Consider the following 13,139-nt stretch of genomic DNA (forward strand, 5'->3'; position numbering starts at 1 on the left):
TGGCTATATGCCAGCTTTTTTATTGGTCTGAATTGCTATCTTTCGCGTCAAGTGCAATTTGATAGGCATCTTTTTTTGTTAAGCCCAACACTTGTGAAAGTACTGCTGCGATCTCTTTGCTGCCTAGATATGGGTTTAATGCGTTTGCCCAACGCATTAGAGAGGCATGCTCTGGAGCCTCGTCAGCATTGGCGTGGCGCCCTGCAATCAGTATGATGAATTCACCTTTAAGGCTCTCAGCATTTTCAATCCACGATGCAATTTCTTGGGCCTGAATGGAAACAAGTTGCTCAAATTTTTTAGTGAGCTCACGGCAAATAAAAACTTGGCGCTCTTTTTCTAATGACCCGGCAAGAAACAGAAGTGTTTCACGAATATTGTGCGGTGACTCAAAGAAGATGCTCGTTTTTTTACTGCTGCAAATATCGTGCAAAAGCGCATCGCGGTCTTTAGTTTTATGTGGCCAAAAACCCAAGAATTGAAATTGACCATCGGAGTTGAGCATGACAGACCCCGATGCAGATATGGCGCAGGATACCGAGCTGGCACCAGGAATCGGAATGATACGAAAGCCCGCTTTTTGCACTTCGTCTACAAGTCGAGCGCCAGGATCTGAAACCCCGGGAGTCCCAGCATCCGAAATATAAGCCCAGCGCTCATCGTTGGCTAGGTGTTGAATCACTGTTTGGGCACCGCCAAGCTCATTGTGCGCATGCAAGGCCAAACATTTTTTATGAATGCCAAATTGCTGCAGTAGTGCGGCACTATGTCTAGTGTCTTCACAAGCGATGCCATCTACTGCATTTAGGACGTGAAGTGCGCGTAAGGTAATGTCACCTAAATTGCCAATCGGCGTAGCAATCATATACAAGGACCCAGCAGGTAAGTCCTGTTGCTTTAAAAAATCCAATGAGCCTAGTTCCATAGGGATATTGTCTGCTGAAGGTTAATCAATAAGCAAGAGAATACGTTGCTTTTGAGTTAAGCTGATTGCATCAGAATTTAGGCTTGCTTTGGCGCATAATATTGCTATGGATAAAGACACTATTGAACGTTTGCGCAAGCGCGCCTCTCAACATTTTTTAGACAGCATTGCGGTAAAGCAAGAGGCTGAAAAAATTCTTCCAGAGTCTGTGGCACATGGTGTGCAAGCGATGGTCGATTGTTTGAAGGCTGGCGGTAAAGTGATGGCTTGTGGCAATGGCGGCTCGGCAGCAGATGCACAACACTTTGCCGCTGAGTTGATGGGTCGATTTGAAAGAGAGCGCCAAGAGTTGGCTGCAGTTGCACTGACAACGGATACCTCGATCCTGACTGCGATTGGCAATGATTACAGCTATGACGAAGTCTTCAGCAAGCAAGTGCGTGGCCTTGGAAAAAAAGGCGACATTCTCTTGGGAATTTCGACGTCTGGCAACTCTAAGAACGTAATTAAAGCAATCGAAGCTGCAAAAAAAATTGGGATCAAAATTATTGCGCTTACTGGCAATGGCGGTGGAAAGATTGCGGCACTACTGGATAAGGATGATATTCATTTATGTGCGCCCTCAACTCGTACTGCGAGAATTCAAGAAACCCACTTAGTTTTGCTGCATAGTTTGTGTGATGGCGTTGATCATATTTTGCTCGACTAATTTTTTAAATACGCTAAAGAAATGCAAATTCAATCTCTCAGAAAATTAGTCATTGCTGTAGTAATGACATCTCAATTATCTGCATGCGGAGTTTTGGCTGTAGGTGGCATTGCTGCGGGTGCAAGCGTCATGGCTGATCGTCGTACTCCAGGAGTGCAAGCAATTGATAATGGTATTGAGTTAGAGGCGAATGCTGCGCTTGGCAAAAAGTTTGGTGATAACGCACACATTAACGTGACCTCATTCAATCAAAAAGTATTGCTGACAGGCGAAGTAAAAGATGCTGGTATCAAAAGCGAAGCAGGCGCATATGTAAAGGCGATGAAGAACGCGCGCACCGTTTTTAATGAATTGATCATTGGCTCTAACAGCACATATACAGCACGTGCTAACGATTCTTATCTTGAGTCGAAAATAAAAACCCAGATGATCTTTACAGATCAATTGCCATCAAACTCTATGTCGATTATTGCCGAGGGATCAAGCGTCTATCTGATGGGCATCTTGACACAGAACGAAGCTGACTTAGCAAAAAAAGTAGCTAGCAATACAAATGGTGTGAAAGATGTTTATGTTTACTTTGAATTAATTTCTGTAGAAGAAAAAAATCGTCTAGAAAAGCAAGGCAAGGCCGATCAAACAACGCCAAACAGCCCACCAAAATTCCAGTAATTTTTTTGGGTTAGTGATGTCCGCAATGCGAGCAATTGTAAAAATAGTTTTTATATTTACAGCGCTTGCTTATTTCATTCCCCATGTGCATGCAGACAGCGAGGATCAAAAAGCATTTACGCTTGCAAAGCAAAATGCTTGCTTAGGTTGTCATGCTCTTGACAGAAAAATAGTGGGACCAAGCTTCGAATCCGTTGCGCAAAAATATAAAAGCAATCCCAATGCGCAAGCATTTTTGAAAAATAAAATCGCTAAAGGTGGTTCAGGTTCTTGGGGGGTTGTGCCTATGCCCGCGAATTCAAAGTTAAATGAAGCGGATTTATCTTTACTGGTTAGCTGGATATTGCGGGCTACACCGAGTCAAAATTGATGTGAGAATTCAGCGCGCATCAATCTGTTTAGCTTAGCGTGCGTGACGAGGTCTTCCTAAGAACCACCACCAAGCTTGATTCGCCAACTTCAAGTTTTCTTTTAGGGCGTAATCAAAGTCCGCCCACTGTTCATTAGCGGCCTCCTCAACAATCGTCCCAGAGTTTGCCGGTGGCAATTTGAGATACGCATCAGCATCACCGTAGGCATATTCAACTGTCATGCCAGCTTTTTGAGCTAGATGCATCATTGCTTTGTTGTTAGCTAGGCAGTGAACATAAAGCGTTTGAATATTGCTATTGCGTGAGTGCACTGCCGAGCGTTGCAGCAGAGCGGTTCCAAGCCCCTGCGCCCTTCCCTCTGGCAATACGGATACGCCAAATTCAGCGGCGTGAGCTTGCCCTTTGATTTCAGGCAAATATGCTAGATGCGCCATGCCAATGAGCCTTAAATCATGGTCAAAGACGCCAAAAACAGCATCTCGCTTGAAATTAAGGCTCTCAACATAGTGATGAATAACTTCATCAGGGGTCTGGGTGCCAAAACGTAAGCGACGATCTTCAGCGCCCAACTGCAATAGATGGTTCAGAATTTCTGACCTGTGGCCTGCATGAAGCTCTCGAACTGGCACGGCCTTCCCTGCCATATAAGGCTGGGTAGATAAGTGATCGTTTGCTAAGTTATTATTGTGCATAGCAACATTTTAGCAGAAAAGCAGGAAAAATTAAGGGTTTTCCCTAGGGTGTGGACTATCTGCAAATAAGCATCAAAAATCTAGGTTTAGCGCCCTTCCTTTTTACGTAAAAGCTCTAAAAAGAGGAAATATCTAAAAAAAGTTGAAAAATCTTTCAAAATTTATCCCATTGATTTCATTGGTTTTATTTGAAAAGTCAGAAAAATCTTCGTCTTTTATAGGTAAAAGAGTGGGAAAGGTGTTGACAACCCTATTCGTGTATGTCATAGTCTCGCTTCTTCGCTGAATGTTTTTGAAAAACGATTCAGCCCTCTTTAAAAATTAGTCAACCGATAATTGTGGGTACTAGGCGAAAGCATCCAGTCCTTCGGGACAGATGTAAACAAATAGTACTCATAGACAGTAAAAAGATTTGGTTTTATTACCAAGTCAATTTCTTGAATGAGTGCGACGATCCGCAAGGATCACAGGAATTAAACTGAAGAGTTTGATCCTGGCTCAGATTGAACGCTGGCGGCATGCCTTACACATGCAAGTCGAACGGCAGCACGGGTGCTTGCACCTGGTGGCGAGTGGCGAACGGGTGAGTAATACATCGGAACGTACCTTATCGTGGGGGATAACGCAGCGAAAGCTGTGCTAATACCGCATACGCCCTGAGGGGGAAAGCGGGGGATCGAAAGACCTCGCGCGATTAGAGCGGCCGATGCCTGATTAGCTTGTTGGTGGGGTAAAAGCCCACCAAGGCGACGATCAGTAGCTGGTCTGAGAGGACGATCAGCCACACTGGGACTGAGACACGGCCCAGACTCCTACGGGAGGCAGCAGTGGGGAATTTTGGACAATGGGGGCAACCCTGATCCAGCAATGCCGCGTGAGTGAAGAAGGCCTTCGGGTTGTAAAGCTCTTTTGTCAGGGAAGAAACACCGGCTCTAACACAGTCCGGGAATGACGGTACCTGAAGAATAAGCACCGGCTAACTACGTGCCAGCAGCCGCGGTAATACGTAGGGTGCGAGCGTTAATCGGAATTACTGGGCGTAAAGCGTGCGCAGGCGGTTATACAAGACAGGCGTGAAATCCCCGGGCTTAACCTGGGAATGGCGCCTGTGACTGTATAGCTAGAGTGTGTCAGAGGGGGGTAGAATTCCACGTGTAGCAGTGAAATGCGTAGATATGTGGAGGAATACCAATGGCGAAGGCAGCCCCCTGGGATAACACTGACGCTCATGCACGAAAGCGTGGGGAGCAAACAGGATTAGATACCCTGGTAGTCCACGCCCTAAACGATGCTGACTAGTTGTTCGGGATTTACATCCTGAGTAACGTAGCTAACGCGTGAAGTCAGCCGCCTGGGGAGTACGGTCGCAAGATTAAAACTCAAAGGAATTGACGGGGACCCGCACAAGCGGTGGATGATGTGGATTAATTCGATGCAACGCGAAAAACCTTACCTACCCTTGACATGTCACTAACGAAGTAGAGATACATTAGGTGCTCGTAAGAGAAAGTGAACACAGGTGCTGCATGGCTGTCGTCAGCTCGTGTCGTGAGATGTTGGGTTAAGTCCCGCAACGAGCGCAACCCTTGTCTTTAGTTGCTACGCAAGAGCACTCTAAAGAGACTGCCGGTGACAAACCGGAGGAAGGTGGGGATGACGTCAAGTCCTCATGGCCCTTATGGGTAGGGCTTCACACGTCATACAATGGTGCATACAGAGGGTTGCCAACCCGCGAGGGGGAGCTAATCTCAGAAAATGCATCGTAGTCCGGATCGTAGTCTGCAACTCGACTACGTGAAGCTGGAATCGCTAGTAATCGCGGATCAGAATGTCGCGGTGAATACGTTCCCGGGTCTTGTACACACCGCCCGTCATACCATGGGAGTGGGTTTTGCCAGAAGCCGTTAGCCTAACCGCAAGGGGGGCGACTGCCACGGCAGGGTTCATGACTGGGGTAAAGTCGTAACAAGGTAGCCGTATCGGAAGGTGCGGCTGGATCACCTCCTTTCTAGAGAAAAGATGCTGGAGCTATAGTGCCCACACTTATCGGTTGACAATAAAAGCCACGGGTCTGTAGCTCAGCTGGTTAGAGCACTGTGTTGATAACGCAGGGGTCGTAGGTTCAAGTCCTACCAGACCCACCAATCAGCGTTGATATGGACTTAGTGGACGTTGGGGGATTAGCTCAGCTGGGAGAGCACCTGCTTTGCAAGCAGGGGGTCGTCGGTTCGATCCCGTCATCCTCCACCAACATCTAAATGTCAAAACTAAGCGAATACTGAATCGTTTAGTTTTGCCATTTATGGCTGTTCTTTAAAAATTTGAGTAAGCAAAGTGTCAAATGTTTCTTTGAGAGGACATTTGACAATGTAATAAGGGTAAAGATTGAATCATCAATCAGTAATATCAAACGAGTTTTACAAAGTTCTTAACAAGTACTTACAGTTTGGATTACGGCAAACATGTCAGAAGTAGAAGTAAAACCTGTAACAGGTGCTAGCAATGGTGCTCGTTATAGGATCAAGTGAATAAGTGCACATGATGGATGCCTTGGCGATTACAGGCGACGAAAGACGTTATAACCTGCGATAAGCCCCGGGGAGCTGGTAAATAAGCTTTGATCCGGGGATTTCTGAATGGGGAAACCCACCACTTTTGTGGTATCCATACCTGAATACATAGGGTATGAGAAGCGAACCTTGTGAACTGAAACATCTAAGTAGCAAGAGGAAAAGACATCAACCGAGATTCCCAAAGTAGTGGCGAGCGAAATGGGAAGAGCCTTCTAGTGATAGCTCAGTAATTAACAGAATGGAATGGAAAGTCCAACAATAAAGGGTGATAGTCCCGTATGTGAAAATTATTGAGTGGTACTAGGCTAGAGACAAGTAGGGCGGGACACGAGAAATCCTGTCTGAATATGGGGGGACCATCCTCCAAGGCTAAATACTCGTAATCGACCGATAGTGAACAAGTACCGTGAGGGAAAGGCGAAAAGAACCCCGGGAGGGGAGTGAAATAGATCCTGAAATTGTGTGCATACAAACAGTAGGAGCCTCGTAAGGGGTGACTGCGTACCTTTTGTATAATGGGTCAGCGACTTACATTCAGTAGCAAGCTTAACCGAATAGGGAAGGCGTAGCGAAAGCGAGTCCGAATAGGGCGCTAGTTGCTGGGTGTAGACCCGAAACCAGTTGATCTATCCATGGCCAGGTTGAAGGTGCGGTAACACGTACTGGAGGACCGAACCCACTAACGTTGAAAAGTTAGGGGATGAGCTGTGGATAGGGGTGAAAGGCTAAACAAAACTGGAAATAGCTGGTTCTCTCCGAAAACTATTTAGGTAGTGCCTCGTGTATCACTGTAGGGGGTAGAGCACTGTCATGGTAGTGGGGTCCATTGCGGATTACTGCGCCATAGCAAACTCCGAATACCTACAAGTGCAAGCACGGGAGACAGACATCGGGTGCTAACGTCCGGTGTCAAGAGGGAAACAACCCAGACCGCCAGCTAAGGTCCCTAATATATGCTAAGTGGGAAACGAAGTGGGAAGGCTAAAACAGTCAGGAGGTTGGCTTAGAAGCAGCCATCCTTTAAAGAAAGCGTAATAGCTCACTGATCGAGTCGTCCTGCGCGGAAGATGTAACGGGGCTAAGCATATAACCGAAGCTGCGGATCACAGCAATGTGATGGTAGGAGAGCGTTCTGTAAGCCTGTGAAGGTGTCTTGTAAAGGATGCTGGAGGTATCAGAAGTGCGAATGCTGACATGAGTAGCGATAAAGGGGGTGAAAAGCCCCCTCGCCGTAAGCCCAAGGTTTCCTGTTCAACGTTCATCGGAACAGGGTGAGTCGGCCCCTAAGGCGAGGCAGAGATGCGTAGCTGATGGGAACAAGGTTAATATTCCTTGACCATTGTTAGATGCGATGGGGGGACGGATCGCGGAAAGTTGTCCGGGTGTTGGATGTCCCGGTTCTTGCGTTGGAGATGGCTATTAGGTAAATCCGGTAGCGTAATTCAAGGGCGTGAGACGAGCGAATTTATTCGCGAAGCAATTGGAAGTGGTTCCAAGAAAAGCCTCTAAGCTTCAGTCTAACAAGACCGTACCGCAAACCGACACAGGTGGGCGAGATGAGTATTCTAAGGCGCTTGAGAGAACTCAGGAGAAGGAACTCGGCAAATTTGCACCGTAACTTCGGGATAAGGTGCGCCCTTGTAGTTTGACCGTGAACAACGGAAGGACGAAAGGGTTGCAATAAAAAGGTGGCTGCGACTGTTTAATAAAAACACAGCACTCTGCAAACACGAAAGTGGACGTATAGGGTGTGACGCCTGCCCGGTGCTGGAAGATTAAATGATGGGGTGCAAGCTCTTGATTGAAGTCCCAGTAAACGGCGGCCGTAACTATAACGGTCCTAAGGTAGCGAAATTCCTTGTCGGGTAAGTTCCGACCTGCACGAATGGCGTAACGATGGCCACACTGTCTCCTCCTGAGACTCAGCGAAGTTGAAATGTTTGTGATGATGCAATCTACCCGTGGCTAGACGGAAAGACCCCATGAACCTTTACTGTAGCTTTGCATTGGACTTTGAATCGGTCTGTGTAGGATAGGTGGGAGGCGTTGAAAGCGGAATGCTAGTTTCGCTGGAGCCAACCTTGAAATACCACCCTGATTTATTTGAGGTTCTAACCTTGGCCCGTTATCCGGGTCGGGAACAGTGCATGGTAGGCAGTTTGACTGGGGCGGTCTCCTCCCAAAGTGTAACGGAGGAGTACGAAGGTACGCTTGGTACGGTCGGACATCGTACCTAAAGTGCAATGGCAAAAGCGTGCTTAACTGCGAGACCGACAAGTCGAGCAGGTGCGAAAGCAGGTCATAGTGATCCGGTGGTTCTGTATGGAAGGGCCATCGCTCAACGGATAAAAGGTACTCTGGGGATAACAGGCTGATACCGCCCAAGAGTTCATATCGACGGCGGTGTTTGGCACCTCGATGTCGGCTCATCTCATCCTGGGGCTGTAGCCGGTCCCAAGGGTATGGCTGTTCGCCATTTAAAGAGGTACGTGAGCTGGGTTTAAAACGTCGTGAGACAGTTTGGTCCCTATCTGCCATGGGCGTTGGAGATTTGACGGGGGCTGCTCCTAGTACGAGAGGACCGGAGTGGACATTCCGCTGGTGTACCTGTTGTTTCGCCAGAAGCATCGCAGGGTAGCTATGAATGGAAGAGATAACCGCTGAAAGCATCTAAGCGGGAAACTTGCCTGAAGATGAGATCTCCCGTAGGTTTAACCTACATAAAGGGTCGTTGAAGACCACAACGTTGATAGGTCGGGTGTGGAAGTGCAGTAATGCATTAAGCTAACCGATACTAATTGCCCGTTAGGCTTGATCCTATAACCAGCACTATTGTGTTGGATGTTTGCCAGATTTAATCTGCATCCTTATTACATGCTTACTCAAATAGAGTTGTTGATTTATCAGCAACTCAACCCTCTACGCCCGGTGACCATAGCGAATTGGAACCACTCCTTCCCATCCCGAACAGGACAGTGAAACGATTCTACGCCGATGATAGTGCGGATTACCCGTGTGAAAGTAGGTAACTGCCGGGCACCAATGCGACGCCCAGACCCATTTAGGTCTGGGCGTTTTTACTTGTGCAAAGCGTTAGAGAGATTGACAGATACTCCGTTTGGAGTCAGAATATTGGGTTCGCGGAGGGGTGTCCGAGCGGCTAAAGGAGGCAGACTGTAAATCTGTTGGCTATGCCTACGTAGGTTCGAATCCTACCCCCTCCACCAGATGTGCGGGATTAGTTTAATGGTAAAACAGCAGATTTCCAATCTTCGGTCAAGAGTTCGATTCTCTTATCCCGCTCCAGATTTGTTGTATTAGATTTCGCCCATGTGGCTCAGTGGTAGAGCACTCCCTTGGTAAGGGAGAGGTCGGCAGTTCGATCCTGCCCATGGGCACCATGTTTGATTTTATTAATTGTGTATTTGGTGTTTGGTTTAAGAGTTAACTAAAGGCAGAACAAAAATGGCAAAAGAAAAATTCGAGCGGACAAAACCGCACGTAAACGTAGGCACTATCGGTCACGTTGACCACGGTAAAACGACTTTGACAGCAGCAATTGCAACCGTGCTCTCAAAAGCATTCGGTGGCGAAGCAAAAGCATATGATCAGATCGATGCTGCTCCAGAAGAAAAAGCCCGTGGTATTACGATTAATACTGCGCACGTTGAGTATGAGACAGCTAATCGTCACTACGCTCACGTCGATTGCCCAGGACATGCTGACTACGTTAAGAACATGATTACAGGCGCTGCTCAGATGGACGGCGCCATTTTAGTTTGCTCTGCAGCTGATGGCCCAATGCCACAAACGCGTGAGCACATCCTTTTGGCACGCCAAGTCGGTGTTCCTTACATCGTGGTGTTCTTAAACAAGTGCGATATGGTTGATGATGCTGAATTGCTCGAGTTAGTTGAAATGGAAGTGCGTGAACTTCTGTCTAAATATGACTTCCCAGGCGATGACACACCGATCATCCAAGGTTCTGCTAAGTTAGCCTTAGAAGGCGACGAAGGCCCATTGGGTAAAGAAGCCATCATGAAATTGGCTGAAGCCCTTGATACTTACATCCCAACACCAGAGCGTGCCATTGACGGCGCCTTCTTGATGCCAGTAGAAGACGTGTTCTCCATCTCTGGTCGCGGTACTGTAGTGACTGGTCGTATTGAGCGCGGTATCGTTAAAGTTGGCGAAGAGATTGAAATCGTTGGCATCAAACCAACTCTCAAAACTACTTGTACTGGTGTTGAAATGTTCCGCAAATTGCTCGACCAAGGTCAAGCAGGCGATAACGTGGGTATCTTGTTACGCGGTACAAAACGCGAAGAAGTTGAGCGCGGCCAAGTATTGGCTAAGCCAGGTTCAATCACCCCACATACTCACTTTACAGCCGAGGTTTACATCTTGGGTAAAGATGAAGGTGGCCGTCATACACCATTCTTTAACAACTATCGTCCACAGTTTTACTTCCGCACTACGGACGTAACTGGTTCTATTGAGTTGCCAAAAGACAAAGAAATGGTCATGCCGGGTGATAACGTCACGATTACCGTCAAGCTCATCGCCCCTATCGCGATGGAAGAAGGTTTACGTTTTGCGATCCGTGAAGGTGGCCGTACTGTTGGCGCCGGTGTGGTTGCAAAGATTTTGGCTTAAGTAGTTTTGGTAATGAGTTTTTATAAAGGGGTGTAGCTCAATTGGCAGAGCGTTGGTCTCCAAAACCAAAGGTTGGGGGTTCGATGCCCTCCGCCCCTGCCACGATTTGAACTGAAAGTAATATGTCTCAACAAACTGCAAGTCATTCTGAAGAAAAGAGCAGCTGGGTCTCTGGACTCGCTGCTTTAATCGTCGTTGCTGCGTTAGTGCTTTACTACACGCTCATCGACCAATCTTTATTAGTGCGCTTGGGTGTATTGTTCGGTGGCATTGCAGCTGCGGTTTTGATTGTGGCGATTTCACCCGATGGGCGTCGTTTTATCGCCTATGCAAAAGATTCTTGGTACGAAGTAAAAAAGGTTGTTTGGCCGACTCGTAAAGAGACTACCCAAATGACTCTAGTCGTATTTGGCTTTGTTCTGATCATGTCCTTGTTTTTATGGATTGCAGACAAATTGATTGAATGGCTAGTTTTTTCAGTCCTTTTAGGCTGGAAGTGAGTAAAACATGATTGATTCTGAAGTAGCTGCAAATCCACAAGCTACCGGCAATATGCGCTGGTACGTAATCCACGCTTATTCTGGAATGGAAAAGAGCGTTAAAAAAGGCCTTGAGGAGCGTATTGCACGTTCTGGCATGCCTGAGAAATTTGGCCGTATTTTGGTCCCATCCGAAGAGGTGGTAGAGATCAAATCTGGCACAAAATCAGTCACTGAGCGCCGTTTCTTCCCAGGTTATGTCCTGATTGAGATGGAAATGACCGATGAAAGCTGGCATTTGGTGAAAAATACCCCAAAAGTGACCGGTTTCGTGGGAGGTGTTCGTAACCGTCCAAGCCCGATTTCTACTGCTGAAGTCACCAAAATCATGGATCAGATGCAGGCTGGCGTGGATAAACCGAAGCCCAAGACCCTGTTTGAGGTGGGTGAGATGGTTCGCGTGAAAGAAGGCCCATTTACAGACTTCAACGGAAACGTTGAGGAAGTGAACTATGAGAAGTCAAGATTACGCGTTTCTGTTACAATCTTCGGTCGCGGTACCCCAGTTGAGCTGGAGTTTGGCCAAGTAGAAAAGATGTAAAAACAAGGACTTAGTCCGGTTTTGTAAGTGAAGTAGTTGTTTTAAGTGGTTATTTGGTTTTAGAAATTAACCGAGGAGCGGAGCTAGAAAGCCAAAAACTAGCAAAGCGTTTACTCAACGGCGGTCTTTCCTAATGAGGTTAGGCGCGCTTTAAGGAGCACACATGGCAAAGAAGATTATTGGCTTTATCAAACTGCAGATCCCTGCAGGTAAAGCAAATCCATCACCACCCGTAGGTCCAGCATTGGGTCAACGCGGCCTGAATATTATGGAATTTTGTAAGGCGTTTAATGCTCAAACTCAGAGCATGGAACCTGGCCTGCCAATTCCAGTCGTGATTACAGCATTCGCTGATAAGAGCTTCACATTCATCATGAAGACTCCTCCAGCAACCATCATGATCAAGAAGGCTGCGAAGATCGAAAAAGGATCACCACGTCCTCATACCGACAAGGTAGGAAAAATTACCCGTGCTCAAGCGGAAGAAATCGCTAAAGCAAAAATGCCAGATTTGACAGCAGCCGATATGGACGCAGCTGTTAGAACAATCGCTGGTAGCGCCCGTTCCATGGGCATCACTGTGGAAGGTCTCTAATCATGACTAAATTATCTAAACGCGTAAAAGCAATTCAATCCAAGGTTGATCGCAACAAGTTCTATTCATTGGAAGATGCATTGAGCCTCGTTAAAGAGTGCGCAACTGCTAAGTTCGATGAGTCTATCGACGTTGCTGTTCAGTTGGGTATTGATGCTAAGAAATCTGACCAAGTTGTGCGTGGCGCAGTAGTGCTCCCAGCTGGTACAGGCAAGCACGTTCGTGTTGCTGTTTTTGCACAAGGCGAGAAGGCCGAACAGGCTAAAGCCGCTGGCGCAGAAATCGTTGGCATGGAAGAACTTGCTGAACAAATTAAAGGCGGCAAAATTGATTTTGACGTTTTGATCGCATCACCAGACACAATGAAAATTGTTGGTACCTTGGGTCAAGTATTGGGCCCACGTGGTTTGATGCCAAATCCAAAAGTGGGAACTGTGACTCCTGACGTAGCTACTGCAGTGAAGAATGCAAAAGCGGGTCAAGTGCAATTCCGTGTGGACAAAGCCGGTATCGTGCACGCAAGCATTGGTCGTCGTTCATTCGAGCCAACTGCACTAAAGTCCAATTTGCTTGCATTGCTTGAGGCTTTGAATAAAGCAAAGCCGCCTGCATCTAAGGGAATTTATTTAAAGAAGGTTGCCGTAAGCAGCACCATGGGTGCAGGCGTACGTGTTGACCAAGCATCGTTACAAGCGGCTCAATAAGTAGCTTGTAACAAAAAAGAACTTTGGGTCGGCTCCTGCTCTTTGAGTGAGAGTCGAACATCAAAGACCGTTGGTGAATTAGTTGCTAATACAGAGTTAATTCTTAATCGTTACGAGAGTAATAGCCAACGCAGATGGCGACCCTGAAAAGATTTTCACAAG

10 protein-coding genes, 6 tRNA genes and 3 rRNA genes are annotated in these 13,139 nt (G+C 47.1%); 17 read left to right on the forward strand and 2 right to left on the reverse strand.

The features are described from left to right. Nucleotides 1-19: 19 nt before the first annotated feature. A complete protein-coding gene (gene rsmI, locus AOC29_RS00180; protein ID WP_215296089.1) occupies nucleotides 20-925 on the reverse strand; it encodes a 16S rRNA (cytidine(1402)-2'-O)-methyltransferase in 906 nt (301 codons plus the stop codon). A gap of 106 nt (nucleotides 926-1,031) precedes the next feature. On the opposite strand from rsmI, the gene AOC29_RS00185 reads away from it, so the two are divergent. From AOC29_RS00185 to AOC29_RS00195, 3 genes are read left to right on the forward strand one after another with little or no spacing between them, the layout of a single operon-like run. Beyond that, a complete protein-coding gene (locus AOC29_RS00185) occupies nucleotides 1,032-1,634 on the forward strand; it encodes a phosphoheptose isomerase (RefSeq protein WP_215296090.1) in 603 nt (200 codons plus the stop codon). A 21-nt stretch (nucleotides 1,635-1,655) separates the two neighbouring features. After that, nucleotides 1,656-2,306, forward strand: coding sequence for a BON domain-containing protein (locus tag AOC29_RS00190; protein ID WP_215296091.1), 651 nt, complete (start codon nucleotides 1,656-1,658; stop codon nucleotides 2,304-2,306). 25 nt (nucleotides 2,307-2,331) lie between these two features. Beyond that, a complete protein-coding gene (locus AOC29_RS00195) occupies nucleotides 2,332-2,676 on the forward strand; it encodes a c-type cytochrome (protein WP_251370014.1) in 345 nt (114 codons plus the stop codon). Between the two features lie 33 nt (nucleotides 2,677-2,709). Here AOC29_RS00195 and AOC29_RS00200 read toward each other — a convergent pair whose 3' ends face one another. Next, nucleotides 2,710-3,369 carry a GNAT family N-acetyltransferase gene (locus AOC29_RS00200; RefSeq protein WP_215296092.1) on the reverse strand — a complete coding sequence of 220 codons (660 nt, stop codon included), beginning with the start codon at nucleotides 3,367-3,369 and terminating at the stop codon, nucleotides 2,710-2,712. A gap of 475 nt (nucleotides 3,370-3,844) precedes the next feature. Here AOC29_RS00200 and AOC29_RS00205 point away from each other — a divergent pair. From AOC29_RS00205 to rplA, 14 genes are all read left to right on the forward strand, one after another. Further along, nucleotides 3,845-5,377: ribosomal RNA gene (locus tag AOC29_RS00205) — 16S ribosomal RNA — on the forward strand. 59 nt (nucleotides 5,378-5,436) lie between these two features. Next, nucleotides 5,437-5,513 (forward strand) — tRNA-Ile (locus AOC29_RS00210). Between the two features lie 30 nt (nucleotides 5,514-5,543). Then, nucleotides 5,544-5,619: transfer RNA gene (locus AOC29_RS00215), tRNA-Ala, on the forward strand. Nucleotides 5,620-5,887: 268 nt separating this feature from the next. Next, nucleotides 5,888-8,761 (forward strand): 23S ribosomal RNA (locus AOC29_RS00220). Nucleotides 8,762-8,866: 105 nt separating this feature from the next. Further along, a 5S ribosomal RNA gene (gene rrf, locus AOC29_RS00225) occupies nucleotides 8,867-8,980 on the forward strand. The 16S, 23S and 5S rRNA genes sit together here with 5 tRNA genes alongside, the layout of an rRNA operon. 104 nt (nucleotides 8,981-9,084) lie before the next feature. After that, a tRNA-Tyr gene (locus tag AOC29_RS00230) sits at nucleotides 9,085-9,169 on the forward strand. Between the two features lie 5 nt (nucleotides 9,170-9,174). Next, nucleotides 9,175-9,248: transfer RNA gene (locus tag AOC29_RS00235), tRNA-Gly, on the forward strand. Nucleotides 9,249-9,268: 20 nt separating this feature from the next. After that, nucleotides 9,269-9,343, forward strand: a tRNA-Thr gene (locus AOC29_RS00240). Nucleotides 9,344-9,407: 64 nt separating this feature from the next. Then, nucleotides 9,408-10,598 (forward strand): elongation factor Tu, encoded by a 1,191-nt coding sequence (tuf, locus tag AOC29_RS00245; RefSeq protein WP_215296093.1) that lies wholly within the window; start codon nucleotides 9,408-9,410, stop codon nucleotides 10,596-10,598. 26 nt (nucleotides 10,599-10,624) lie between these two features. Further along, nucleotides 10,625-10,700, forward strand: a tRNA-Trp gene (locus AOC29_RS00250). A gap of 20 nt (nucleotides 10,701-10,720) precedes the next feature. Next, nucleotides 10,721-11,098 carry a preprotein translocase subunit SecE gene (secE, locus tag AOC29_RS00255; protein ID WP_215296094.1) on the forward strand — a complete coding sequence of 126 codons (378 nt, stop codon included), beginning with the start codon at nucleotides 10,721-10,723 and terminating at the stop codon, nucleotides 11,096-11,098. 7 nt (nucleotides 11,099-11,105) lie between these two features. Next, nucleotides 11,106-11,678 carry a transcription termination/antitermination protein NusG gene (gene nusG / locus AOC29_RS00260; protein WP_087908791.1) on the forward strand — a complete coding sequence of 191 codons (573 nt, stop codon included), beginning with the start codon at nucleotides 11,106-11,108 and terminating at the stop codon, nucleotides 11,676-11,678. Between the two features lie 163 nt (nucleotides 11,679-11,841). Next, nucleotides 11,842-12,273 (forward strand): 50S ribosomal protein L11, encoded by a 432-nt coding sequence (rplK, locus tag AOC29_RS00265; protein WP_011901890.1) that lies wholly within the window; start codon nucleotides 11,842-11,844, stop codon nucleotides 12,271-12,273. A gap of 2 nt (nucleotides 12,274-12,275) precedes the next feature. Then, nucleotides 12,276-12,977 (forward strand): 50S ribosomal protein L1, encoded by a 702-nt coding sequence (gene rplA / locus AOC29_RS00270; protein WP_215296095.1) that lies wholly within the window; start codon nucleotides 12,276-12,278, stop codon nucleotides 12,975-12,977. The last annotated feature ends 162 nt before the right edge of the window (nucleotides 12,978-13,139 follow it).

The sequence above is a fragment of the Polynucleobacter sp. JS-JIR-5-A7 genome (genome assembly GCF_018687935.1).
In the GTDB taxonomy this organism is placed as follows: Bacteria; Pseudomonadota; Gammaproteobacteria; order Burkholderiales; family Burkholderiaceae; genus Polynucleobacter.

Excerpts from the sequence above, each read along its gene's own strand:
- rsmI (WP_215296089.1), bottom strand. The coding sequence starts at position 925 with ATGGAACTAGGCTCATTGGATTTTTTAAAGCAACAGGACTTACCTGCT.
- AOC29_RS00185 (WP_215296090.1), top strand. The coding sequence starts at position 1,032 with ATGGATAAAGACACTATTGAACGTTTGCGCAAGCGCGCCTCTCAACAT.
- AOC29_RS00190 (WP_215296091.1), top strand. The coding sequence starts at position 1,656 with ATGCAAATTCAATCTCTCAGAAAATTAGTCATTGCTGTAGTAATGACA.
- AOC29_RS00195 (WP_251370014.1), top strand. The coding sequence starts at position 2,332 with ATGCGAGCAATTGTAAAAATAGTTTTTATATTTACAGCGCTTGCTTAT.
- AOC29_RS00200 (WP_215296092.1), bottom strand. The coding sequence starts at position 3,369 with ATGCACAATAATAACTTAGCAAACGATCACTTATCTACCCAGCCTTAT.
- tuf (WP_215296093.1), top strand. The coding sequence starts at position 9,408 with ATGGCAAAAGAAAAATTCGAGCGGACAAAACCGCACGTAAACGTAGGC.
- secE (WP_215296094.1), top strand. The coding sequence starts at position 10,721 with ATGTCTCAACAAACTGCAAGTCATTCTGAAGAAAAGAGCAGCTGGGTC.
- nusG (WP_087908791.1), top strand. The coding sequence starts at position 11,106 with ATGATTGATTCTGAAGTAGCTGCAAATCCACAAGCTACCGGCAATATG.
- rplK (WP_011901890.1), top strand. The coding sequence starts at position 11,842 with ATGGCAAAGAAGATTATTGGCTTTATCAAACTGCAGATCCCTGCAGGT.
- rplA (WP_215296095.1), top strand. The coding sequence starts at position 12,276 with ATGACTAAATTATCTAAACGCGTAAAAGCAATTCAATCCAAGGTTGAT.